This window comes from Streptomyces sp. NPDC048415, from assembly GCF_040651675.1.
Taxonomy (GTDB): domain Bacteria; phylum Actinomycetota; class Actinomycetes; order Streptomycetales; family Streptomycetaceae; genus Streptomyces.
Genome location: NZ_JBEZKJ010000073.1, coordinates 18,859 through 42,177, shown reverse-complemented (window position 1 = coordinate 42,177; position 23,319 = coordinate 18,859). Strand labels below are relative to the sequence as shown.

General features: G+C 68.8%; 19 protein-coding genes and 8 pseudogenes. 12 read left to right on the top strand and 15 right to left on the bottom strand.

The window, feature by feature from the left end:
- Positions 1-200: 200 nt before the first annotated feature.
- The 3 genes and pseudogenes from AB0D27_RS33805 to AB0D27_RS33795 form a co-directional block, all read right to left on the bottom strand.
- Positions 201-745: pseudogene (locus AB0D27_RS33805) on the bottom strand (ATP-binding protein); the annotation flags it as partial.
- On the bottom strand, positions 738-1,043 hold the full coding sequence (locus AB0D27_RS33800; protein ID WP_362516273.1) for a hypothetical protein: 306 nt from the start codon (positions 1,041-1,043) through the stop codon (positions 738-740). The gene AB0D27_RS33800 and the pseudogene AB0D27_RS33805, both read right to left, overlap by 8 nt.
- 123 nt (positions 1,044-1,166) lie before the next feature.
- Complete coding sequence (locus AB0D27_RS33795; protein ID WP_362516271.1) at positions 1,167-1,451, bottom strand: hypothetical protein; 285 nt, start codon at positions 1,449-1,451, stop codon at positions 1,167-1,169.
- A 420-nt stretch (positions 1,452-1,871) separates the two neighbouring features.
- Between AB0D27_RS33795 and AB0D27_RS33790 the strand changes: the two genes are divergently transcribed.
- The 3 genes and pseudogenes from AB0D27_RS33790 to AB0D27_RS33780 all read left to right on the top strand — a co-directional run bounded on the left by AB0D27_RS33790 (position 1,872) and on the right by AB0D27_RS33780 (position 6,751).
- Positions 1,872-2,039: a hypothetical protein gene (locus tag AB0D27_RS33790; RefSeq protein ID WP_362516269.1), complete on the top strand. Its 168-nt coding sequence runs from the start codon at positions 1,872-1,874 to the stop codon at positions 2,037-2,039.
- Between the two features lie 76 nt (positions 2,040-2,115).
- Positions 2,116-2,695: pseudogene (locus AB0D27_RS33785) on the top strand (ATP-binding protein); the annotation flags it as partial.
- Positions 2,696-3,250: 555 nt separating this feature from the next.
- On the top strand, positions 3,251-6,751 hold the full coding sequence (locus AB0D27_RS33780) for a choice-of-anchor D domain-containing protein (protein ID WP_362516267.1): 3,501 nt from the start codon (positions 3,251-3,253) through the stop codon (positions 6,749-6,751).
- 479 nt (positions 6,752-7,230) lie between these two features.
- Here AB0D27_RS33780 and AB0D27_RS33775 read toward each other — a convergent pair.
- The 3 genes and pseudogenes from AB0D27_RS33775 to AB0D27_RS33765 form a co-directional block, all read right to left on the bottom strand.
- Positions 7,231-7,899: pseudogene (locus tag AB0D27_RS33775) on the bottom strand (hypothetical protein); the annotation flags it as partial.
- 108 nt (positions 7,900-8,007) lie between these two features.
- Positions 8,008-8,280: pseudogene (locus AB0D27_RS33770) on the bottom strand (leucine zipper domain-containing protein); the annotation flags it as partial.
- Between the two features lie 137 nt (positions 8,281-8,417).
- Complete coding sequence (locus tag AB0D27_RS33765) at positions 8,418-8,798, bottom strand: VOC family protein (protein WP_071967176.1); 381 nt, start codon at positions 8,796-8,798, stop codon at positions 8,418-8,420.
- Positions 8,799-8,994: 196 nt separating this feature from the next.
- Here AB0D27_RS33765 and AB0D27_RS33760 point away from each other — a divergent pair.
- Positions 8,995-9,078 (top strand): annotated as a pseudogene (locus AB0D27_RS33760) (IS5/IS1182 family transposase); the annotation flags it as partial.
- 218 nt (positions 9,079-9,296) lie between these two features.
- Here AB0D27_RS33760 and AB0D27_RS33755 read toward each other — a convergent pair.
- On the bottom strand, positions 9,297-9,470 hold the full coding sequence (locus AB0D27_RS33755) for a hypothetical protein (RefSeq protein ID WP_362516265.1): 174 nt from the start codon (positions 9,468-9,470) through the stop codon (positions 9,297-9,299).
- Between the two features lie 659 nt (positions 9,471-10,129).
- Between AB0D27_RS33755 and AB0D27_RS33750 the strand changes: the two genes are divergently transcribed.
- From AB0D27_RS33750 to AB0D27_RS33735, 4 genes and pseudogenes are all read left to right on the top strand, one after another.
- Positions 10,130-10,651, top strand: a complete 522-nt coding sequence (locus tag AB0D27_RS33750; RefSeq protein WP_362516264.1) for a class I SAM-dependent methyltransferase — start codon at positions 10,130-10,132, stop codon at positions 10,649-10,651.
- A 159-nt stretch (positions 10,652-10,810) separates the two neighbouring features.
- Positions 10,811-11,290 (top strand): hypothetical protein, encoded by a 480-nt coding sequence (locus AB0D27_RS33745; RefSeq protein ID WP_362516262.1) that lies wholly within the window; start codon positions 10,811-10,813, stop codon positions 11,288-11,290.
- Positions 11,291-11,717: 427 nt separating this feature from the next.
- Positions 11,718-12,332, top strand: coding sequence for a dihydrofolate reductase family protein (locus AB0D27_RS33740; protein WP_362516261.1), 615 nt, complete (start codon positions 11,718-11,720; stop codon positions 12,330-12,332).
- A gap of 18 nt (positions 12,333-12,350) precedes the next feature.
- Positions 12,351-12,705, top strand: a pseudogene (locus AB0D27_RS33735) (transposase); the annotation flags it as partial.
- Positions 12,706-13,480: 775 nt separating this feature from the next.
- Here the strand turns inward: AB0D27_RS33735 and fabV are convergent.
- The 4 genes from fabV to AB0D27_RS33715 form a co-directional block, all read right to left on the bottom strand.
- Positions 13,481-14,695, bottom strand: a complete 1,215-nt coding sequence (gene fabV / locus AB0D27_RS33730) for an enoyl-[acyl-carrier-protein] reductase FabV (RefSeq protein WP_362516260.1) — start codon at positions 14,693-14,695, stop codon at positions 13,481-13,483.
- A 730-nt stretch (positions 14,696-15,425) separates the two neighbouring features.
- Complete coding sequence (locus AB0D27_RS33725) at positions 15,426-15,806, bottom strand: SgcJ/EcaC family oxidoreductase (protein ID WP_362516259.1); 381 nt, start codon at positions 15,804-15,806, stop codon at positions 15,426-15,428.
- Positions 15,807-15,860: 54 nt separating this feature from the next.
- On the bottom strand, positions 15,861-16,574 hold the full coding sequence (locus AB0D27_RS33720; protein ID WP_362516258.1) for an SDR family oxidoreductase: 714 nt from the start codon (positions 16,572-16,574) through the stop codon (positions 15,861-15,863).
- A 164-nt stretch (positions 16,575-16,738) separates the two neighbouring features.
- On the bottom strand, positions 16,739-17,659 hold the full coding sequence (locus AB0D27_RS33715) for a LysR family transcriptional regulator (RefSeq protein ID WP_362516256.1): 921 nt from the start codon (positions 17,657-17,659) through the stop codon (positions 16,739-16,741).
- A gap of 138 nt (positions 17,660-17,797) precedes the next feature.
- Between AB0D27_RS33715 and AB0D27_RS33710 the strand changes: the two genes are divergently transcribed.
- Both AB0D27_RS33710 and AB0D27_RS33705 read left to right on the top strand, forming a co-directional pair.
- Positions 17,798-18,100 (top strand): muconolactone Delta-isomerase family protein, encoded by a 303-nt coding sequence (locus AB0D27_RS33710; protein WP_362516275.1) that lies wholly within the window; start codon positions 17,798-17,800, stop codon positions 18,098-18,100.
- Positions 18,097-19,317: pseudogene (locus AB0D27_RS33705) on the top strand (YbfB/YjiJ family MFS transporter). The gene AB0D27_RS33710 and the pseudogene AB0D27_RS33705 overlap by 4 nt, the downstream one beginning before the upstream one ends.
- Here the strand turns inward: AB0D27_RS33705 and AB0D27_RS33700 are convergent.
- Both AB0D27_RS33700 and AB0D27_RS33695 read right to left on the bottom strand, forming a co-directional pair.
- Entirely contained in the window at positions 19,318-19,917 is a 600-nt protein-coding gene (locus AB0D27_RS33700) for a TetR/AcrR family transcriptional regulator (RefSeq protein WP_362516254.1), read from the bottom strand.
- A 606-nt stretch (positions 19,918-20,523) separates the two neighbouring features.
- Positions 20,524-21,621, bottom strand: a complete 1,098-nt coding sequence (locus tag AB0D27_RS33695; RefSeq protein ID WP_362516252.1) for a hypothetical protein — start codon at positions 21,619-21,621, stop codon at positions 20,524-20,526.
- Positions 21,622-21,815: 194 nt separating this feature from the next.
- Between AB0D27_RS33695 and AB0D27_RS33690 the strand changes: the two genes are divergently transcribed.
- A complete protein-coding gene (locus tag AB0D27_RS33690; RefSeq protein WP_362516250.1) occupies positions 21,816-22,064 on the top strand; it encodes a hypothetical protein in 249 nt (82 codons plus the stop codon).
- Positions 22,061-22,438, top strand: coding sequence for a fic family toxin-antitoxin system, toxin component (locus AB0D27_RS33685; RefSeq protein WP_362516248.1), 378 nt, complete (start codon positions 22,061-22,063; stop codon positions 22,436-22,438). The genes AB0D27_RS33690 and AB0D27_RS33685 overlap by 4 nt, the downstream gene beginning before the upstream one ends.
- 302 nt (positions 22,439-22,740) lie before the next feature.
- Here AB0D27_RS33685 and AB0D27_RS33680 read toward each other — a convergent pair.
- Positions 22,741-22,935: pseudogene (locus AB0D27_RS33680) on the bottom strand (IS481 family transposase); the annotation flags it as partial.
- 56 nt (positions 22,936-22,991) lie between these two features.
- The gene (locus AB0D27_RS33675) at positions 22,992-23,303 is read right to left on the bottom strand and encodes an EthD family reductase (RefSeq protein ID WP_060905596.1); all 312 of its coding nucleotides are present in this window, start codon (positions 23,301-23,303) and stop codon (positions 22,992-22,994) included.
- Positions 23,304-23,319: the final 16 nt, after the last annotated feature.

The following is a 23,319-nucleotide window of genomic DNA, read 5'->3' as shown; positions in this document are numbered from 1 at the left end:
TCAGTTTCCTTGCACCCATTCCGTCTTCGCTTGCGGGCACGAACCGTCTGGTGGTGCCGGTCCGTCCCTACGTTGTCGAGGCTGCTTCCGGCCTCGCCCCCAACCCGGGGATCAGCCTGCCTCCAGCTTCAACCGGTCCCTGCGAGGACCGGCGGCGGGCCTCTCATCCCGCGAGATCCATCAGCGCCTCGTGGCGCACAGCCGAGTTCATCGATGCAGAGCAGGTCGACGCGTCCGTAGCGGGCGATGGTCTTGGTCAGCTGCTTCTCGTCGGCTGCCTCGACCAGCTCGTTGACGAGTTTCGCGGCGAGGACGTAGCGGACCCGGAAGCCGGCCATCGCAGCCTCGGTGCCCAGCGCGATGAGCAGGTGAGACTTTCCCGTGCCTGAGTCGCCGATCAAGCACAGTGGCTGGCCTTTGCGGACCCACTCGCAGGTGGCGAGGGTATGGACGGCAGCCGGTGTGACATTGGGGTTGGCGTCGAAGTCGAAATCCCGCAGGAACTTCTGGCGGGGGAATCCGGCGGACTTGATGCGCCGCTCTGATCGGCGCCGATCCCGGTCTTCGCACTCGGCCATCAAGAGCTCGGCCAGGAAGCCGCGGTAGGTCATCTGCTCGCGCTCGGCGGCGTCGGCCGTCGGCTGTACTGGCCCCGGATGGTGGGCAGCCGCAGCACCCGGCAAGCGGTGTCGACAGCCGCGTCGGCGGCCTGCTCGGTCAGGCCGCGATGGCGTTGTTCACTCACGGCAATTCTTCCCTCCTGGCAAGTCCTCTGGGGGTTCATCGGGTGGCGGCCGCTGCCGCCTGAGCAACTGGTCGTATGCGGCGACCGACGGCAACGGCCGGGTGTCTGGGGGCAGCGCGGCCAGCCGCCGCTCGGTGAGCGAGGTGACCTGCGGGTAGCTCCGCTTCGGTCCGAGATCGACGGCGCTGGCCGTGTCAACCTGGGCGGCCCTGCGGGCCTCGACGGCGACCACGTCAGGGGTCATCGCGCCAGCCTGCAGTGCCGCGGCGATGCCGGCGACGATGTGCTCATGCGTCATGGCGCGGTGCAGCAGAAGCACTTCGACCAGCGCCCGGGTGCCAGCCGCGTCTCCGTGAATCTTGCGGACCGCCGCCCACCAGGCGCCGTGAACCGGAGTGAGCTTTTCTGCCGTGCGGGATTGTTAGAGTGCGGTCGCGCCGGGCAGAGCACCGGGCTTGCGCAACAGGGCCTCGAGGTAGTGATCCAGTTCCAGACGGATCCCACCGCGGGTGGCGAGTCGTTCATGGCGGGCGACTTCGGTGCGGCCCTCGTAAATCACCAGCTCGGAGGCATGCAGCAGGACCCGCACCTGCCGGCCGATGAGTCGCACCGGCACCGAGTAGCGGTTCCTGCGGATGGTGATCTGGCCGTAGCGGTCCACGCGTGGGCTGAACGGGCGGGCGGTCTCGAAGTGTTCTTCCGGCAACGCGGCAGCAGAGGCTGCTCAACTGCGAAGTGCTCGCCGACGGTGTGGGGCCGGGAGCCGATCCGGCGGTCGTCGTCCTCCAGGTCTCAGCGTTCGACCTGGGTGTTGAGCTCGGTAAGCGGGCTGGAGCCTGGTGGAGGTAGGGGGAGCCCACGCTGGACCAAGTCGCAGGATCGAAGGACTCCACGAGGATCTCCAGCCATAGATCCGATCGGGCAGGATGGCGGGATGCCTGTTGATGAACCATGGGAGCAACTGCGATCTCGACTGCGGATCGGCGAATGCTTGACCGGGACCGTCGTACGCGTTCCCAGGCCCGGTGCCATCGGCATTTTCATTGATCTGAGGCTCTCTGTAGGCGGCTTCGTCGATGTACTCCTCCTCCCGCGTGACCCAGCCCGATGGCCGGCCGAGGGGACCGTGACGAACTTCGAGATCTGGTGGATGGACGAGCGCCCACAGATTCGGCTCAAGCCGATCGAGTCGGCATACCTGCTGGAGGACTTCGACTGCTGGGTCGCCCAGCAGAACAGCGTCGCAGCCAAGCAATGGCTGCAAAGGGCTGGCGAGAGGCGCCGGGACGCGTAATCACCCGAGCGCATTCTCTCCAGCTTCCCCCTGGTCACTTTGCTCTCGTAGCCGTTCGACCTGCTGTTTCTTGGTGCGCGACCAGATGACGTATCGCGGGTTCCTGGCCGAGTTGATGCTGTCGGAGTGCGACGTCCGGGCACGGCGACGTTCCGAGCGTCGGATCAAGGCGGCGGGCTTTCCGCGCGACAAGTCCTTGCGGCAGTTCGATTACGAGGTCAACCCTGCCATCCATCCGGCCACGATCAACACACTTGCGAAGTGCGAGTGGGTGAAGAAGGGCCTGCCGCTGTGCTTGATTGGCGACAGCGGGAGCGGCAAGTCACACTTGCTCATCGCGCTGGGCACCGAGGCTGCGTGCACGAGTACCGGGTCAAGTGCGTGCCGGCGACCAAGCTCGTCAACGAGCTGGTGGAGGCGGCGGACGTGAAGATGCTGGCCAAGACCATCGCCCGCTACGGCCGCGTCGATCTTCTTTGTATCGCTGAGCTGGGACATATGGAGCTTGATCGTCGTGGAGCGAAGCTGCCGTTCCAGGTTTTGACGGAGCGTAAGGAAAAGAACAGTGTGGCGATCGCTTCGAACGAATCGTTCGGAGGGTGGACGAGACCTTCACTGACCCGCGACTGTGCGCGGAGATCGCGGACCGGCTTACGCCTGGGTGCCAGAGGCGCGAGAGCTTGCGCGCGCTACCGCAAGTGCAGGCCTGCGCACTGACACCAGGGAGAACGAGACACCCCCCTGTCCGGGTGTACGGAGCTCACACAGCTCACGGAGCTGAACGGCAGCGGCAAGTGGTGTTCCCAACCACCCAGGAAGGCCCGGTGTTTGACGCGGGGGCGCAGGTTCGCACTGGATCCTCACACAGGCTGGGCCTCAGGATCCAAATATTTCAAAGTCCTGTCAGGTTCTTGCGCTTGAATGTCGAGGGGATTACGGTCCTCGTTGCGCCGTTACTGCCCCACACGAGCCACGAGCCACGACACGCAAGCCGCGAGCCATCTCGCCCACCGCCGCCCCGTAGTCGGCGCGGTGTCTCGCTGTGCCAAGTACTGCCGCAATCTCCTGGAGTTCCCTCGCTCCTCCCCGTCCCCTCACCCCGGCGGTGTCCACGGCGCAGATCCGGCATTCTGTGCCGAAAGGAGCAATAAGTGTTCCAGTGCATCGGAGATTTGAGACGGTCCCTCGTCTTAGGAGTCATAACCGCGTTGTTGGCTGCCGTCGGCGTCGTCACTCTGGCTGCCCAGCCCGCGTGGGCCGCGACCGCCACTGGCGGCAGCGGCGCAAACCTGCCGTACGTCGAAGTGCAGGCGGAGAACTCCACCACCAACGGCAGCGCGATCGGCCCGAGTTACACCCAGGGCCAGCTGGCGGACGAGGCGTCGTACCGCAAAGCCGTGACCCTGCAGGGCACGGGCAAGTACGTCACGTTCACCACGCCGGTGGCGACCAACTCGATCGACTTCCGGTACAGCATCCCGGACACCTCGGGTGGCTCGGTCTACACCGCCCCGCTGTCGCTGTACATCAACGGAACCAAGCAGCCCAACTTCACCCTGACCAACGCCTACAGCTGGTACTACGGCAGCTACCCGTTCACCAACACACCGGGCAGCAACCCGCACCACTTCTTCGACGAGGCGCACCGCCTCTTCTCGACCACCTATCCGGCCGGCACGACGTTCAAGCTGCAGGTCGACGCGGAGGACACCGCATCCTCGTACACGATCGACTTCGCCGACTTCGAGCAGGTGGGCGCGGCGCTGACCGCGCCCTCCGGGTCGGTGTCGGTGACCAGCAAGGGTGCCGACGCGAACGGCGTGAGCGACTCGACCGGCGCGTTCAACGCCGCGATCAGCGCGGCCGGCGCCGGCGGCACGGTGTGGATACCGCCGGGCACCTACAACATCCCGGGCCACATCAGCGTCAACAACGTGACGATCGCCGGTGCGGGGATGTGGTATTCGACCGTCACCGGTACGGCGCCCGGCTTCTACGGCAACTCCGCGCCGTTGGCGAGCACCGGCGTGCACCTGCAGAACTTCGCGATCTTCGGCGACGTCCAGGAGCGCAACGACAGCGCCCAGGTGAACGGCATCGGCGGCGCGATGAGCAACTCGACGGTGTCGAGCCTGTGGATCGACCACATGAAGGTCGGCGCCTGGATGGACGGGCCGATGGACGGCCTGACCCTCAGCGGCCTGCGCATCCGCGACGCCACCGCGGACGGCATCAACTTCCACGGAGGGGTCACCAACTCCAAGGTCACCAACAGCGATATCCGCAACACCGGTGACGACGGCATCGCGACGTGGGCGGACTCCGGCATCGGAGCCGACGCCTTCGACACGATCTCCAACAACACGGTGTCGCTGCAGATCCTCGCCAACGGCATCGCGATCTACGGCGGCCACGACAACACCGTCAGCGGCAACCGGGTGGTGGACACCGGTCTCGCCCAGGGCGGCGGCATCCACGTGGGGCAGCGCTTCTCGTCGACACCGGTCGGCACCACCACGATCTCCGGCAACACCATGATCCGGGACGGCAGTCTCGACCCGAACTGGCAGTTCGGCGTGGGCGCGCTGTGGTTCGACGGCAGCCAGGGCGCGATCACCGGCCCGATCAACGTGACCAACGCCCTGATCCAGCAGAGTCCGTACGAGGCGGTCCAGTGGGTCGAGGGCACCATCAGCGGAGTCAACCTCAACAACGTGACCATCGCCGGCACCGGAACATTCGCGCTGCAGGAACAGACCGGCGGCGCGGCCAAGTTCACCAACGTCACGGCGACCGGCGTCGGCTACTCGTCCCCGGTGTACAGCTGCTCGGGCGGGAACTTCGTGGTGACCGACGGCGGCGGAAACTCCGGCATCAGCGGTACGCCGTACTGCGGCCCGTGGCCGGCCCCGGTCTACCCGCCCTACCCGAGCGAAGGGGTGACCGCCACCCCGAGCGCACTGAACTTCGGTTCGGTCGCGACCGGTTCGACGAGCGCGCCGCAGACCGTGACGGTCTCCAACCCGACCAACTCCAGCGCGTCCGTGTCGTCGATCTCTACCAGCGGCGACTACGCCCAGAGCAACACGTGCGGCTCGTCGATCGCGGCGAACGGATCCTGCACCGTCAGCGTGAAGTTCGCGCCGACGGCCACCGGTAGCCGTACCGGAACCCTGACCGTCGACGCGGGCGGCACCACCAACACGGTCAGCCTCTCCGGTACCGGCACGGCGCCGGGCCCGGTCCTGAACACCGACCCGGCGAGCCTGTCCTTCGACGGTACGGTGGTCGGCTCGTCGGCCACCGCTCAGAAGGTGACGGTGACGAACTCGGGCACCGCCTCGGCGACCGTCTCGGGGGTCGCGGTGACCGGCGACTTCACCCAGACCAACAACTGCTCCACCCTCGCGGTCGGCGCGTCCTGCTCGGTGAACGTCGGATTCAAGCCCACCGCGGGCGGATCACGCACCGGCAACCTGACCGTCACCAGCAACGCCAACAACAGCCCGACCACCGTCTCCCTGACCGGCACCGGAATCGACAGCACCACCAACGTCGCGGCCGGGCGGCCGGCATCGGCCAGTTCCAGCAACAGCCCGTACGTCGCCTCGAACCTGACCGACCCGGACGCGTCGACGTACTGGGAGGGTGCGAACGGCTCGTTCCCGCAGTGGGCCCAGGTCGACCTCGGCCAGAACTACAGCCTGGGCAAGGTCGTGCTCAAGCTCCCGCCGGCGACTGCCTGGTCGGCCCGCACGGAGACTCTCTCGGTGCAGGGATCCACGGACGGCTCGAACTTCTCGACGATCGTGGGTTCCGCCGGGTACACCTTCGACCCGAACACCAATAGCAACACGGCGACCATCACGTTCAACGCCGCCACGGCGAGATACGTGCGGGTGAACATCACCGCCAACTCGGGGTGGAACGGCGCCCAGCTGTCGGACTTCCAGGTGTTCCCCAGCGGCGGCGGCGGCGCATCGACGGCGACCTTGTCGACGAGCCCGACGTCGTTGACGTATCCCAGTCAGGCGCTCAACACCGCCAGCAATGCGCAGACCGTCACGGTGACCAACACCGGTAACGCGACCGCGACACTCTCCGGCATCACCATCACGGGCGACTTCTCCCAGACCAACACCTGCGGGACGTCGATCGCGGCGGGCACATCCTGCACGGTGAGCGTCACCTTCAAACCCACCGCGTCCGGAACCCGCACTGGCGACCTCACTGTCGCCGGCAACGCGTCGAACGGTACGTCCACGGTCGCGCTGACCGGCACCGGCGCCGGTGCGGTGAACAAGAACCTGGCGGCCGGCACGCCTACCACCGAGTCCAGCCACGCCGACGTGTACGCGTCGGCGAACGTGACGGACGGCAACCAGGGCACCTACTGGGAGAGCGCCAACAACGCCCTTCCCCAATGGGTGCAGGTGGACCTCGGGTCCGCGCAGAGCGCCGGCCGTGTCGTCCTCCAACTGCCCGCCGGCTGGGGCGCCCGGGACCAGACGCTGTCGCTGTCGGGCAGCACGGACGGGAGTTCGTTCACCACCGTCAAGTCGTCGGCTACCTACACCTTCGACCCGACCACCAACAACACGGTCACCCTCACGTTCCCGGCGACCACCCGGCGTTACTTCCGAGTGAACATCACCGCGAACACCGGCTGGCCTGCCGGACAGGTCTCCGAGTTTCAGGTCTGGAACACCTGATCGAGCCTGAGTCGGCCTGACTGACGGTGCCGCCGTGCGTACGCGCTCGGCGGCACCGTTCTCCGTCCCTGGCACGGCCCTCGCGGCGCAGTCGGGACTCGGGCTCTCACCCGCAAGGCGAGTTACCAGGCGTCGCTGTCCAGCCAGATGCGATCTCCTGTCGTTGCTGTGTGCTCCCGTTGGTCCGTGGGTGTTCGGTTCCGGCTGGTTGGTCAGCCGTGTGCGGGGCCTGTTTGCGTCTTACAACGTCGGCGGAATTCGCGTTGGGCTTGGACGCGGGCCCGGGCGCTTTCGCGGGAGCAGCACTTGACGCCGGTGGTGCGGTGCTGGCCGTGGGCGGCGCGGCCGCGTTGACGCCGCACTTGGCCGCAGCGGAAAACCCGGCGACAGCGACCTGCGCAACCGCCGCCCCACCCTGCCCGTCCTGCTCGCCCTGGACCTCGCCGACGAACCCGACCAGCATGCCCTCCGGCAACTGCTCACCACAGACACCCATGCGCCGGGCGACCAGCAACAGTTGAGCTGCCTGCTCCTACGCTCAGGGGCTCTCGCCGAAGCCCGGCAGACCGCCGACCGCCATGCCTGTGCCGCAGTCGACCGAACAGCGGGACGTCGTTCGGCGTCAAGTCGGGGCGCACGCGCACGGGGCGGACCGGGTGCCTCCAGCGTCCGGCCATGTCCAAGGCAACGTCGACCCCGACTTCGGCGACGACGACCGGTTGTACTGCGGCCGGCGTACTGGAGGTGGCCGCTGTCGTCGAGGCGGCCGAGCAGCGCGGTCGTGGTGGCGGCTGCGGTCCCGGTGACCGCGCCGACCACGGCCTCAGTGGTGTGACGGGTCCGGTACCTGCGCCACGCTCTCCAGCCAGAGGTAGGTAGGCCTGATCGAGGCGCTTGAAGACGAGCCCTTCCAGGCCGACCGAGGACCACGCCAGCCACACGGTGGCCTGCTGCGAATCGATGGTGGAGGGACACAGGGGCCAGGGCGCCTGGAGCTGGTGGTCGCTAAAGAGCGTTTCCAGTGCCGCCCGGCGGCCCCGGTACGGCTGCGTGGTCAGGTCGGTGCCGACGCGGAGCAGATCGAAGGCGACGTAGTGGGCCGGCCACTGGTCAGCCGCGCGGATCGCTGCCCCGACTCTGCGGTGCTGACGTTGCTGAAGCCGCTTGGTGGCTCGGAGTGCTCGGAGTGTGGGGCTGAGCGGGGCAGTGGCTTTCTGACCTGCGTGTATGTGGTGGGTGCAGGTTGATCGAGCGCGCCGTGCACTGAGCACTGCGGCCTCGACGTATGCGGGAGTATGCCTCGGGCGGGTGCGGGTGCGGGTGCGGGTGCGGGTGCGGGTGCGGCTGGAGCAGTCGTGCAGGCCGCCGTCCCATCGCTCGGCCCGGAAACGGGCCACCCATCGGTGCGCGCACTGGCGCGACACTCCCAGCTCCTTGGCCACGTGCGCCACCGGACCCAGGTCGTGCACGACACGGCGCACCAGAAGACATCTGCCGTGAAAGGTCAGCCGGGCATGAGCGTGGGTCACCAAGACCTCCGGTTGTGATGAAGACAGGCATCTCCACTACGCCCGGAGGTCTTCCCTTGATCAACTACCGACGCGAGTTACCAACCTCTTGGCCGAGTACACCTAGGTACCTGGTGCCGAGGCGTGACCGATGAGCATCAGAGTGGGTTGAGGCGGGCCTTGAGCAGGCAGAACTCATTGCCTTCGGGGTCGGTCAGGACATGCCACTGCTCCTGCCCTGTCTGGCCGATGTCGGCCGGGCGCGCACCAAGCTTCAGAAGGCGTTCGAGCTCGGCGTCCTGATCGCGGTCGGTGGCGTTGACGTCGATGTGCAGCCGGGATTTCCCCTTCTCCGGCTCATCCCTGCGACTGAGGATGATCGTCGGCTGCGGACCGCCGAACCCTTCGCGCGGCCCGATCTCCAGCGTGCCGTCGTCCTCGCGATCGAGCACGACGAAGTCCAGGACCTCGCACCAGAACCGCGCCAGCACCTCAGGGTCGCGGCAACCGAGCACGAGCTCACTGATACGACATGCCATAACGAAACCTGCTCTCAGCCTGGGAACTGCCGGGGAGGCCACACGCGAACCTCATGGGCTCCCGGCAGTGAAAACAATCCCGCGACCGTACCGGACGAGGCGAGCACGGGCGAAATGATTTCAGGGCCGACCCCGTCCGGGCAGCCGGGCAAGGCCGTTGGCCATGCAGTAGGAACCTGACTTTGAGACACGACCCAGGATCATCGACCAGCTCGGCCCGCTCCTTGCGCCGCGGCCCCGGCGACGCTTCGCAAAGGACACCGTGCTCATCGTGGACGGAGGGCCATGTTAGGGCCGATGCGTCGACCACACGCCCGCCGCGGAGACGACCAGCCTGCCAGTCGCATTACCCCCGAAACCAGGTACCGAAGTCCGGGGAACGGCAGGAGGACCAGCACTGCCGCCGAATCGCCGCGACAGGCGACGCCTTCCAGACGGCCGTCCGGGGCCGAGCGGCAGTGAGCCGGACCCCTTAACGTCCAGTCCGGCTCGCTGCGGTCATGTGGTCTTGACGTCGTCCACCCGCTCGCCCTCCGCCTGGGACGGCTCGGTCCTGGGGACGTCCGGGTGCACCATGGCTGCACGCTCAGCCGGTTCGTCGCGCTCGCCCTCGGCCTGGGAGGGTGTGTGAGAGTACAGCCAGGTGTCGTAGTCCGAGGCTTCGGATGTCATGGCGGGCCTCCCTTTGGTCGCTCCTCTCCCATGCTCCTCCCTCGGCCTCAGGAGGGCGAGGGTAGCCAGCGCTGAACCTCGCGTCCCACGCCACTGAAGCTGCCGGATGCGCGGGCCAGCCGATCCCCGGTGGTGCTGAACGCGCCGACACCTCCGCAGCCGACCACGCTCAAAGGTTCCCAGGACTCAAGCTTTCCGAATTGGATCAACACTGGCTGGCGATGCCGATCACGAACGCCCAGCCGCATGCTGATCCGGTAAGCCTGCAGGAGCCGACCGTGCCCCGTCCCGACAGGCGAGCACGCTCGCCACGCCAGCCGTCTGGCCGCAGACCAGTTCCCGCCCGCTGTCGCTGCCGTGCTTGGCGGGTCCAGCGCACGCCGCAAAATTCGGCCGCCCCCCGCCGATGCCTGCGGCCGCCGACCCGGCTGCGGCCGCTGCTGAACCGATGGACTGCCCGTTTCCAGGCGCACCGGTCGCCTTTGATTTCCGGGGAAGCAATGCTGAGATCGCCGACACCACAAGACCAGGGGGACGCCATGCGACACAGCGGCGAGCAGGACGAGCGCACCCGCCGGATCTGGGAACGCGATGCGCCGCACTACGACGGCTGTATGCGCTACTACGACCGCTTCATGATCCGTGACGGGCGCCGCTGAGTGTGCTCCCAAGCCCAGGGACGCGTCCTGGAAGTCGCCGTCGGCACTGGTCTGAACCTCCCCGCTTACCCCAAGGACACCCATCTGACCGGAGTGGACCTCTCTCCGGCGATGCTGGAACGCGCCCGCGAGCGGGCCGCCGAGACGGGAGTCGAGGTCGCCCTCACTGAAGCCTCCGCCACCGAACTGCCTTTCCCCGCCGCCTCCTTCGACACCGTGGTCTGCTCCCTGGCTCTCTGCTGCATCCCCGACGACCGCCGTGCCGTCGCCGAGATGCACCGGGTCCTCAAGCTCGCCGGCTCCCTGCTGCTCTTGGACCACATCATCAGCAACAACTTCGCCATCCGGATGGGCCAGCGCCTCCTCGACCCGGCCATGGTCAAGTTCGCTGGCGATCACCAGCTGCGGCGCCCGCTGCACCTCGTACGCGAAGCCGGATTCACCGTGACCGCCCGCGACCGCTACAGCCTCGGCATGATCGAACGCCTCGCCGCCGTCAAGACCCCTGCCCTCGGCAGCTGAACAGCGCCCCAGGCCGTGCAAGGATCGGCCGCAGAAGCCCACCGCACGGCGGGGCGGACACGAGCAGCGGGACACGGCATGCAGCACCACGACGGGGATCTCGCCGAAGCCCAGCGGGAACACTGGCAGAAGACCTGCATCGCGCACCCGGGGATGTAGTTGCCCGATACCTCAGAGGCCGAGCGGCGGATGCACCAGGCCGTTACCTCGGAGGGCTGGGCGATGCAGCTGGCTCGCGAGCGGATCAAGGCCGGGCGGGCGGAGCGCCGCGCCCCTGCGGAGCAGGCCCGTGCCGATGTCGGCGTCGGGGAGCTGACCGCACCGGTCGCGCTGGCCGCGCCCTGTCCGATGCCCGCGCTCGTGCAGCCCGAGGCGTTCGAGGACGACGGCCAGGCGCCGATCCTCCTGGAGGAGCTGACCCGCGAGCAGGTCATTGACTGGCGTGCCCGCGCGCAGAAGGACCACCAGTTGGTCGTCGAGCATGTCGAGGAGTACGGCGAGGTGTTCGCTCGCCGTCTCTGCACGAGCCGGTTCCTCGACCAGGTCCTGCGGCTGATGGGCACGAGCCACCTGGTGCTCGGTCACACCATCTGGGGCAGGCATGAGCGGCGAGAAGTATGGCGGCCACTGAGACGCTGACTGCGGCCCTGGCTCCTCAAGTGCTCGCCAGAACCGCACGATGGCGTTGCCTTCCGACACCAGCGGACAACCCCCGCGCAGGCGGGGACGACGTCTTGCGCTGCATCTTGACCGCGTCGTCGAACGGACAACTCCCGCGCGGGCGGGGACGACTCACGGGCGGATTCAGGATCCTGCCCGGCGCAGGGAGAATACGAACGGCTCGTCCAGCGCTCGGAGAGTCTGATCACCTGGGCGGGGATCACGCTGATGACCCGTCGGCTGACCCGGGGCAAAAGGAGCCTGGCCCGCTTGCCTGCCGCGCAGGCCGCCTGAGCTGCCCAGACTGTCGGCAGGCATCGTCTACTCCGGGGCTATCGGGTTCGTATCCGGCACATGCTTCATGCGTGAGCGATGAGTTTGCGCGGCGGATCGGGTCTGCCCTGGTATGACTCGGATCATCGCTGACATCTCGGTCTCCCTCGACGGCTTCGTCACCGGGCCCGACCCCGGCCCGGACAACGGTCTGGGCACCGGCGGCGAGGCCCTGCACACCTGGGCGTTTTCCGACGACCCGGACGACCGCCGGGTCCTGCGCGAGGGGACCGCCCGCTCGGGCGCCGTGGTCCTCGGCCGCCGACTCTTCGACGTGGTCGACGGGCCGAACGGCTGGGACGACAAGTCCGGCTACGGCGCCGGCGAGGTCGGCAAGCCCGCGTTCGTCGTCGTGACGAGCTCGCCGCCGGAGTCGGTGCGGCTCACCGACCTCGACTGGACGTTCATCACCACCGGTCTGCCCGACGCCGTCACCGTCGCGCGCGTGCGCGCCGAGGCGGCGTCGTCGGACAGCGGCAAGGACCTCGACGTCGTCCTCATGGGCGGCGGCGCCATGGTCGGCTCGGCGCTCGACGCCGGGCTGGTCGATGTGCTGTCGCTGCACCTCGCGCCCGTCGTGCTGGGTGCCGGGACGCCCCTGTTCACCGGCGGAGCGCCGCGCACGTTGGTGCAGCGGAGCGTGACCTCGACATCGACCGCGACGCACCTGACCTACGACGTCCTCTGACAACGTCGTTGCGGAACGGCGAACCTGCACGATAGCCAGGCCCTGATTCCTCTGGTGAAAGACATACCGCCGATCCGCCCCCGCCGAGGACATCGGCGACGCAGGCCGGACAAGCTCCACGCCGACAAGGGCTACAACTACTCCCACCTGCGCCGATGGTTACTCCAGCGCGGCATCACCCACCGCATCGCCCGCAAGGGAATCGAGACTTCCCAGCGGCTGGGCCGCCACCGCTGGGACCATCGAACGCACCATGACCTGGCTCGCCGGCTGCCGCCGCCTTCACCGACGCTACGAGCGCAAGGCCGAGCACTTCCTCGCCTTCACCAGCATCGCCTGCACGCTGATCTGCTCCCGCAGACTCGCCAAATGACGTGACTTCTTACTCGTGATGTGGCTTCATCGAAGGTCGAGGGTTTGATCCGGACGGCGTGAGGCGCGTTCACGGGCGCTGTAGCCACTCGGTGTACCAGGTGCGAAAACCGAGGCTCACCGGTACGAAGCCGGCCCCAGTCCGGGTCAATTTTCCAGACCTCGCCCCCTCGCAGGCCGGTCAGGATCAGCCTCACGTAGATGCCGCAGCCCTCGTCGGCCAGCATCAGCGTGCCCCGGGTCAGCTCACCGGCCGATGCGCCGATCCGGCCGGGCCGGGGTTCAGTGAGGGGAAACGGCTTGGCGAGTCGGCCCGGCAGCCGGTCTTCTTCCCACTCGTCGTCCACGGCCCACTCCTCGCCGACCTCCGGGCGAGGGACGGTCAACGGCATCAACCCGGGACCGGCGGGTCCGTTGCCTACCTCTGCGACGAAGGACCGGTACTCCGCCGGCAGATCGATGCCGTGGGCTTCCTCGAACGCTCTGATCTCCGCCTCCGGCAGCGCCGGCGCCAGCTCGTACCGGTGTGTGTCCGCCCCGAATCGGGACCGCTCTGGGTCCCGTGCCGCCATCTCCCGTATCCGAGCGCGTACGCCGCCCTCGTGCCAGCTCTCCATCCAGCGACCGTAACAATGACGTCGGCGCCCGGTCCGTCGCATCTTCGCGCTACGTGGTGACCGGTGTGGCCTTCGGCGCGATGCTGGTACGCCCACATCCTTCCCCTTGGCTGCGGCGGATCGGCGTCCGTGGACCCATGGCGGTTCTCCGTGCCGGGGTCAGGGTGTGTGACCGGGCCAGGGGATGTCAGTGGCAACCGCGGCGGTGTAGTCGATGCCCGGCACGGAGAATCCGTACAGGCGCTGGACTTCGGCGCGGAACCAGGCGAGGTCGGCGAGGTCCGCGATGGTGTCGGTGGTGGCGGCCTCCCAGCGTTCGGCGACGGCCGCCTGGACGTCGTCGGTGAGTTCCCAGCTGTCCAGGCGGATCCGGTCTTCGTCGTCCAGAGCGAGCGGGGCCGCGCCGGTGAGCTGGTCCCACAGGTTGGCGAGCTGATGTACCGGCGAGACCAGATGCTCTCCGAGGACGCCGCGCAGCAGGCCGGTGTACAGGGCGATGCCGGGGATGGCGGTGGAGGACTGAGTGACGGCGGCGCCATTGACGGAGGTCACGGCCCGCCCGCCCACCGTTTTGTCGAGCCGCTCGTTCAGGGCGCGGGCGGTGGCCTCCAAGTGGGCCTTGGCCGCGCCGATGGTGCCCTGCCGGTAGATCGCCGCTGTCAGCGGCGAGCCGATGTACGACAGCGCGGCGGTAGCGAAGCCGTCGCCGAGCAGGCCCCGACCGGCGAGGTGGTCGATCCAGCGTTCCCAGTCCGCGCCGCCCATCACGGCCACAGTCTGCTCGACATCATCGCCCTCGGCCGGCCCGGTCTCGACCTCGCGGACCTCGGGAACGCCCTGGTCGTCGAAAAGGAGGGTCTTGGTGCGGTTCGCCTGGCCGATCGGCTTGAGGACGGAGGCGTACGTGGTGCCGGTGTCGGGGTCGGTACGCCGGGGCGCCGCCACCGAGTAGATCAGGTAGTCCAGCCTGCCGCCGAAACGCCGCTCGATGAGATCGGCGACCTGGTTCTTCATCGTCTCGGAGAACGCGTCGCCGTTGAGGAAGACCAGATCCCGGCCGACGGTGCGGGCAATGTCGGCGGTGGCGGCGGTGCGGTACCAGCCGGCCGTAGCGGTACGCCGTTCGGTGGGGGCCTTCTCGAAGGAGACCATGATGCCGCGGATGCCGGCACGCTTGAGTCCGGCGAGAGTGGCCGCCAGGCCGTATCCGGCCGAGGAGCCGATGATCAGAGCCACCGGCCCGGCACCCTCCGGCACAGTGGCAGGGGCGGGGCATGCCCGCCACATGTCAGCCACCATCTGCTCGCAGCCCGCCGGGTGGGAGTCGAGGAAGAGGAAGCCCCGGTTGCGGGGGATGAGAACGCGCTCGCTCACGATTGCAGTCCTTGGGTCGACTGGGACATGGACGCGGCGACCATCCGGGCTACCACGTCCTGCAAGTCTGCGACAGTACGGACCCGGAAAGTGGCCCCGCCAAGGACAACGATCAAGAGCCGGTCTTGGAGTATTTCCACCACTTCCAGCAGAGCGAGAAGTAGCTGCGACCAGGCTCGACATCACCGTTCAGTACTTCACCTATACCCCTGATCCGCCGCCGGGCCGCGCGAACCGCCCTGGCCGCCCTGAGCGTCGGCTGTCGCGCGGGGCGAGCAGGCTGGTGAGCTCGGCGATGGCCTCCGGGGACGGCTTGAAGCAACGGCGGACGTTCTCCGGCTTCTTATGTCTCGACTTCGCCATCAGCATCAGCAGCGAGCGCCCTTCTCGCCGAGGTGGGTCAGGGGGAGTGGCGGTACCCGCGCAGGTCCCAGCCCGCCCCTGGCCCACGCACTGCGGTGTACTCGTCCAGCAGCGCGCGGGCCTGTCCGTACGACGGCCGGGGCAGGCCGGTGTCAGGGCAGACGTCTCTCGGGCTCACAACCTTGCCGGGCCGGGGGCGGCGGTGGGTCACGAATACCGGGCCGCGTGTGCGGCCTTCAGCAGCCGCGGCAGCAGGCGGGGGGCGTCTGCAACTGGTCGGACCGGGGTGAGCAACAGTCTCCGAGTTCCGCGTTCGTCCGCAGCTCCCTGGTACGACTGAGAGTGCCTGGACCTGGGCCCCGGACGCCTAAGCGGTCTCGTCCAGGCGGGACACCTGGTAGTGGACGATGGACCAGCCCTCCGCCACTCGCCGCACCAGGACGGCGAGCTTGACGCCCAGTGGGGGCCGGTCGGTGAACGAGAACTCGGTGTCCAGGTAACCGAGCACGAGGTCGTCGGCGAGCCGTCGGGTTTCGAGAATCCGGTACTCGGCAGTCATGCCCAGGGGTTGGGAGTCGTAGTACTCGGCGATGCCCTGCCGTCCGACGGTGTAGGGGTGCAGGCCCTGGAAGATCGCGTCCTCGGTGTAGAGGGAGGCGACCCGCTGCGGGTCGTGCGCATCGACGGCCGCCTTCCAGGAGTCGAGGACGCGGCGCAGGATCGCCGTGCTGTCTGTCGTGGTGCTCATCGGGTTTCTCCCGTCGATTCGTCAATTCGTCGATTCGTCAATGCGAGCCGCAGTTCAGTGGCCGGCGCTCATACCGCCGTCGACGTGCAGGATCTCGCCGGTGACGAAGGGAGCCGTCTCGAGGAAGATCACGGCGTCGACGATGTCGCTCACCTCGCCCATCCGGCCGACCGGGTGCAGGGCGGCGAGGCCCTGGTGGGTCTCTTCCGGGTGCATCGGGGTTCGGATGGTGCCCGGCGACACGGCGTTGGCACGGATGCCGCGGGTGGCGTACTCGATGGCGAGGGACTTGGTGGCGGACTGCAGTCCGCCCTTGGTCAGCGAGGCCAGGACGGAGGGGACGCGGGAGTCCGCGTTGTCGACCAGGCTGGTGGTGACGTTGACGATGTGGCCACCGCCCTGGGCGAGCATGTGCGGGATGGCCAGTTGGGTGATCTGGAAGAACCCGGCCAGGTTGATGCCGGTCATGGCCGCGTAGTCGTCAGCGGTGTAGTCGGGGAAGGGCTTGGCGACGAAGACGCCCGCGTTGTTGACCAGCGTGTCGATGCGGCCGAACCGCTCGACTGCTGCGGCGACGACCCGCTCGGCGGTGGAGGGTTCGGCGATGTCGCCCTGCACGGTCAGGGTGTCCGCGTCGTCGGCGGGAGCGATGGTGCGTGAGGTGGCAACGACGGCGTAGCCGAGCTTGCGGTAGGCGTCGACGAGGCCGGCTCCGATGCCCTGCGAGGCTCCGGTGACAATCGCGACCTTCAGGTTCTGTGAGCTCATGACGACCTTCTCCGAGTAGTGGTTGAGGTGCTCCCGCCCGGCTGCTAGCCGACCGGTCGCCTATTCGGAAAGTAGGCGTCTGGGCGAGACGAAGTCAAAGGTCAGAGGGCCTTTTCCCAGGACCGGATTCCTCATTGTTGAGAGTCCTGGCCTCCCAGCGCACGTCAGCGGGGCGGGTACCCGTCGGGCAGCCAGGCGTCCGGAGGGCGGAGTCCGAGGTCGCCGACGCCGGCGCAGAGCGCGTCGACGGCGGCGAGCACCGCGGTGCGTGTCTCGCCCTCGCGCCACACCAGCGACCAGGTCCAGTGCACCGTCGGCGCGACGACCTCGCGCCGCACCAGGTCGGGCGGCAGCGAAGTGGTCTGCCCCTTGGGCGAGTTGACGACCGGGCGGCGGCTGCGGCGGACGTGGTCGAAGAAGGCAGGGCCGGTGATGCCGCCGTCGGAGATGCGCACCGCGTGGGCCCCGGTGTCGTTGCACAGCCGTTCGGCGTAGACGTTCCAGGACGACCAGGAGGTGATGTCGTCGTCTAGCAGGACGGCGGTGTCCTGGGCGCGTACGTCACCGGTGTCGGTGCCCGCGGCCACGGCGTAGAGCCGGTCGGCGCCGAGGCAGCGGGCCCGCAGGCCGTGCCGTTTCAGGTCCTCGTCCCGCGCCCAGCACACGGCGAGGTCCAGGCTGCCGTCGGCGACCCGGGCGGCCTGAGTGTGGGAGGGCGCGATCCAGGCGTCGACGTGCAGCTGGGCGACCCCGGCGGTGCGCGCGGTCAGATCCGCGGGGAGCCAGTTGACGTAGCCGAGCCGGACCGCTTCCGAGCCCGCCAGCCGGCCGGCCCTGCGCTGGAGGTCGTCGGCCCGCTCCAGCAGTGCGCGGGTGTGCGGGAGCAGCGCGGCTCCGGCCGGGGTGAGCGACACCGAGCGGCGGTCGCGGTCGAACAGCCGCACGCCCAAGTCGCGTTCGAGGGCCTTGATCTGCTGGGAGAGGGAGGGGCCTGCGATGAGGAGCCGCTCGGCGGCGCGGCCGAAGTTCAGTTCCTCGGCGACCGCGACGAAGTACCTCAACTGGCGCAGCTCCATGACCGTCATGCTACGCGGGCTGGGAGGCTGTACCTCTCAGCAGGGAGGAAGCCCGTCATGGCGTCCCTGCCGGTCGCGGACCACGATGAGGGCATGGAAGCCCGGCGCCCCGTCGTCCAACCGGGCAAGCCCGAACGGAGCGAGATCATGCGAGAGTTCCTGGTCGAGATCACCACCACCGTCCCGGAAGGCACCGGCCAGGACGAGGTCGACCGGCGGCGCACCGCCGAGGCCGTCCGCGCCCGGGAACTGGCCGCCACCGGCCACCTGGCGAGGCTGTGGCGCCCGGTGGGCGAGCTGCGCAGCATCGGCGTCTGGTGCGCCGCCGACGAGGAGGAACTCCACGAGAAGGTGCTCGGCACGCTGCCTCTGCGCCCATGGATGACCCTTACCGTGACCCCGCTGGAGTCCCACCCGAACGACCCCGGCCGGTCCGGCCGTACGGCATGAGCGCACCCGGTGTCTCGCCCTGGGCCCATGTCGCCGGGGCCGCCGCAGCCCTTGCGGCGGGTGTGGGCATCGGCTGTTTCGTCCACCCCTCGATCCTTCCCCCTGATGCACGCCCGGGCGGGGCTGTCCGACAGCGCCGGTGCCCTCCTGGCGACCGCCAACCACGTCGGCTACCTCGTCGGCGCGCTCGCGGGCATCCTGGTCCCCGCGCTGGTCCGCTCACGCGCCGTCCTGCGCGGCTCGCTGATCGTGCTGATCGTGCTGATCGGCACGCTCGCTGGGATGCCCGCCACCCACAGCACCAGCGGGTGGATCGCGCTGCGGCTGCTGGCCGGCGCGGCGCGCGCCATGATCTTAGTGGTGGCGGTCAGCTCACTCCTCAGCCATCGGCGGGAGCACCCCGCGCACCTGCCCGGCTGGCCTTCGGCGGCTGGGGCGCCGGTATAGCGCTGTCCGGGCTGCTGGTTCTCGCCCTCCGGTCCGTCGCGGACTGACAGGCCTCCTGGTGGGCGTCGGCGGCACTCGCCGCGGTCCTGGCCGCCGCCTCGTGGAATCTACGGCCCGAGGTGCCGGTCGCGGCCACAGCGGACGCCGCTGCGGCGACGGCCGACGGGCCGCGCACCCATCGCTGGTTCGGCGCCCTGTTCGTCAGCTACACCCTGGAGGGCATCGGCTACATCGTCGCCGGAACCTTCCTGGTCGCCGCGATCGGACAGGGTTCCCCGGGCTGGATCGGCAGTGGGGCGTGGGGGCTGGCCGGGCTGGCCGCCGTACCGTCCTCGGCGCTCTGGGAGCGACTCGGGCAGCGCTTGTCGCGTCCCGGTCTGCCGCTCACGGCGCTGGTTCATCCAGGCGGTCGGCATCGCGCTGCCCGCCCTGATCGGCGCAGTCGCGGCCGTGCTGGTCTCTGCGGTGTTGTTCGGCGTCACGTTCATCGGCGTCAGCACCCTCGTCCCGGCCGCCGGAGCCCATCTGCCTTCCCCCGCTCGGTGGCTCTGCTGACCGCGGGATACTCCGTCGGCCAGATCCTCGGCCCCCTGGCCGTCGCCCCGCTGCCGCACCACGGCTACCGCCAGGCCCTGCTCCTGGCCGCCGTGGTGGTCCTCGCCGCGGCCGCCGCCGTCACGCGGATCGGCTTTCCGCAGCACGTGGTGGCGGTACGACGCTCCGTGCCGGCCCGGGAGCGGCGGACCGTGCCGACGGACGCCGGTCGCTGATCAGGCGGCGCGGGCTCCGAGCAGGGCCAGACAGTTCCTCCAAAGAGGGTTCAGCCGCCCGGTGTTGTTGTAGAGCTTCGCGAACATCACCTGGCCCTCCAGCTGGGCGACGACGGACCGTGCCGCCTCCCGGGTGTCCGTCACGGTGACGTCCCCGCGTCCGAGGGCCTCGGTGACGACCGCGTCGACCATCTCGACCTGGGCGTCGAAGATCTGCTGCAGTCGCGTGCGGACGGCCTCGGTCTGGTTGCTCATCTCCAAACTGAGGTTGCCGAACAGACAGCCGACGACGGTGCCACAGCCCTGCTGTGCGGCGCGCTGCCCAGCCTCCGTCTCCCCGAACAACTGCCGCAGCCGCTCCAGCGGTTCGGCGTCGCCGCTCAGGATGCGCGTCCAGTCCCGCCGCTGCTCCGCCCAGTGCTCGTCGACGACGGCCAGCGCGAGCGCCTCCTTCGACTCGAAGAAGTAGTAGAAGCTTCCCTTCGGCACTCCGGCCGCCTTGCAGATCTCAGCCACCCCCAGCGCCGAGTAGCCGCGCGCCTCGAAGAGCGACCGCCCGGCCGCGAGGATCTTCTCTCCGGCGTCACTGGTCCTACCCATACGGCAACTATACGACCGGTCGGCTATAGGGCCGCCGAACAGCTGCCGCCGGGCCACCAGCTCCGCCGCCGTCGACTTGATCCTCTTACCTCGTTCCGGTGACTGCCGTCGTTTTGACCCAGCCGTGTGACCCAGACGGGGCACGGGGTTCTTTGGGCGGCCTTGAGCGCCGGCGCCACCGGCCGCCGTCGGGCGCGTGCCCTGCGAACATGTGTCAGTGGTGCCGGTCCGTACGTCGGCGTCGGACCGGTACGTGAGCCTGTCGGCTGGGACCGCACAGCCGGGGGTCCTCGGTAGTCATGGCCCGGCAGGGGCTCAGGGCCTCCGGCCGGTTGTGGTCCCGTAAGTGAACCGGATGGGCGGGTACGGGAGTTGGTGAGTCTGGCCGACCGACTCTCCAGCCTCTGACCGGCCTTCGGCACATCTGTGCGTACGAGACAAAGGTCGCGCGTGGTACCGGCCCAGGAGTTCTTCCACGGCAGATCCGGCGGTCCGCGGGGCGCGGCGATCGTCCTGGCGACGGGCGGAGAACCCGTCTGAGCCGTGCGGCGGCGCGGCGCAGCGGGTGGGAGCGAGGCACCGGCTTTCCGGGCGGTGTATCGCGGGTCATGGGCTTCGTCGGCTACGGCGCGGGCAGCGGGTCGGTGTAGTCGTCGACGCCAAGGAGGAGGACGTGGTGTCCGACGGCCTGCGCGGGGCCGTCGGTGACCTTCCGACGTCGAGGCGCAGCCGGATGCGTCCGGCGCCTTCGCTGTTGGCCGCGAGTTCGTGTTCCAGCTCGTCGTCGAGGCGGTCCAGGGCGGCCTCGGCCGCGGCGTAGTCGGCCAGGGCGATGACCGCCCGCCGGTTGGCCTCCGAGCGGGCCGGCGCGGCCGCGGGGCGGTGCTCGAGTGGGTTGCGGACGAAGTACTCCCAGGACCTCTGCGGACCGCCGTACTGCACGCTGAGCTCCGCGGCCAGCCCCGGGTGGTAGCCGTCGCGCGCGATCGCCTCGGCGGCGTACTTCTCGGCGAGCTGCGTGGCGGTGAGCGGCTCACCGCCGGCACGGGCGCTCAGCTCCGCCGCGAGAACCTCCTCGAGGACCGAGGGCCGGCCGACGGGCGCCTCGTCCTGCGGCCCGGGACGGCGGCAGGCCTTGCCGAGCTTGTCTCCGGTGCGCTTCCGGTCGAAGTCCTGCAGGTCGCCGACACGGAAGCCGGGGATCATCCGGCCGGTGGGCCCCTCGACCTCGCCGACGGAGTCCGGGAAGTAGTCGGGGTTGTCCCGCCGGTACTTGCGGATCACCGAGGGCCCGCTGAAGTTCAGCAGCGCGGCGGCCTTGTCGATGGAGACGATGTCCGCGGGGTTGAGCTTGTACAGCTCGGGGTCGGCCTTGAGGACCTTACTGGCCTTGTCCTGCTGGAACCAGGTATAGAAGGCGCGGAACTGCTCCCCGTCGTAGAAGTCGGTCCCCTCGATGCGCTCCTTCTCCGGGTGGCGGTGCTCCTTGGCTGATTGAGGCGCACCTTGTACCAGCGGGCCGCGGTGCCGACGCCGGCGCCGGTGAACTCGCGGATCCAGTCGCGGTTGACCACGGCACGGTCGCCGACGACGCGACGCTGCGGGTTCAGGGGCTTGGTCATTGCACTCTCCGGTCCGGGCCGCTGCCGTATACAGAGGGTCTGCTCTCGGCAAGACGCCCTCGGAGACCAGCCGATACATCACCTGCCGAAACGTGACCTTCAACGGCGTACCCCACTACGATCTCTCTTGCCCGGTCCAATACGACCGGCCACCGCACCCGCTCACGCGCCATGCGGTACACGGGCTCGTCACATGTCCGAGTCGACGGCGGCAGGCTTCACGATCCGCATGCCTGTTCTGCTGTAGCGGCGCGTACGAGCCGCTACGCTGGAGGCATGGCGAAGAAGCAGATCAATGTACGGGTGGAAGAAGACGTGTACGCCACCATCGAGCGGCGCGCGGCGGCAGCCGGCATGGACGTGCCCGACTACGCGCGTACGGTGCTTGCCGACGAGGGCAACGACTTGCGGCACCGGTTTCTCAGCGCCGGCGCGCACTTCGCGGGGGAGTGGGGCGACCACTTCGCCGAGAGGTTCGGCCACCCCACGGCCGCCAAGGACGAGACGCGCGGGAAGGCCGCGTGATCCTGCACATCGACCGTGCATGGCTGCTCGACCTCGCGCACCGCAGCCTTCCCGGCGATCCGGACGTCACCGACTTCGGCACGCTTCAGGCCGCCGTGGCCAGGCACGCCGACAAGGTGATGGACACCCCCATCTACACCGAAGTGCACCACCGGGCGGCCGCGCTCATGCACCAGCTCATCCGCTGCCCGGCGCTGGAGTTCGGCAACGAGCTGTTCGGGGCGGTCGTGGCCGCCTCGTACCTGACGGTGTCCGGGGCCGTGGTGACGGTGAACCACAAGGAGGCCGCGGACCTTGCCGAGCGGATCGCCCGTGACGGGCTGGACGTGCGGCTGCTCGCCGAGGAGATCAAGGGCTGGACTGCCCGCTCATGAGCGGGCACAGCCCACTGAGGTAGCGCGCGCCTCTCCGGTTGAGATCAAGATCGTCGCGACCATGCTGCGTATCGCTGCGGACCTTGACCATCTCGACGAGATCAGCGACAGCGGACCTGCCAGCCTGGCGGCCAGCCCCGCGGCGGTGGCGCACACTGACGGCCTTCGGGTACGGGCTTCGCAGGCCGCCCGGTTCAGGCAGTGCCCCGTGCTCAGGAAGATGGTCGAGGACCACTACATAGCGCCAGGCTAAGCCAAGGCGTTTTGGAGGCGCGGGCTTCGTCGGTGCCGACGCCGTGCATGCGCCAGCCGCCGCCTGCGGGGATGCGTTCGAGCTTCTTGACGTCGACCTGGACCAGGTCGCCTGGGCGCTCGTCCTCGTAGCGGACGACATTGCGCAGCTGCTCGCCGGGGGGCGGGTCGATGTCTCGCAGCCGGTTCAGGCCGCACCGGATGAGGATGCGGTGCACGGTCGCCGGCGCCACGGTGATGCCGTGGAGCCTTGACGCTGACGTCCTTGGCCGGGACCGGCTCCGAGACTGCCCGACCTGCCTCAGCCGGTGCCGTCCTGCACCGGATAGTGGATGATGACCGCACCGCCGGTGGCGTAGTTGGCGACATCGGCGGCCACCCGCTGGCCTTGCGGCGACGCCCGCGCCGCGGCCATGGCGGCGGCGTCAGCGAAGTCGCCTTCGAAGACCGCGAAATACGGCGCTTCTCCCTTGGTCGCCGCCACGTCGAAGCTGTAGCGCCACGCAAGCAGGCCGGGCCAATTCATTACCAGTGGAAGGTGGTTGGTCACGTAGTAGTCGCGGAAGTGGTCAGGGTCGGCGGGCTTGGAATACAGGACCACCAACTTATGCATGACGACCTCCGTCCAG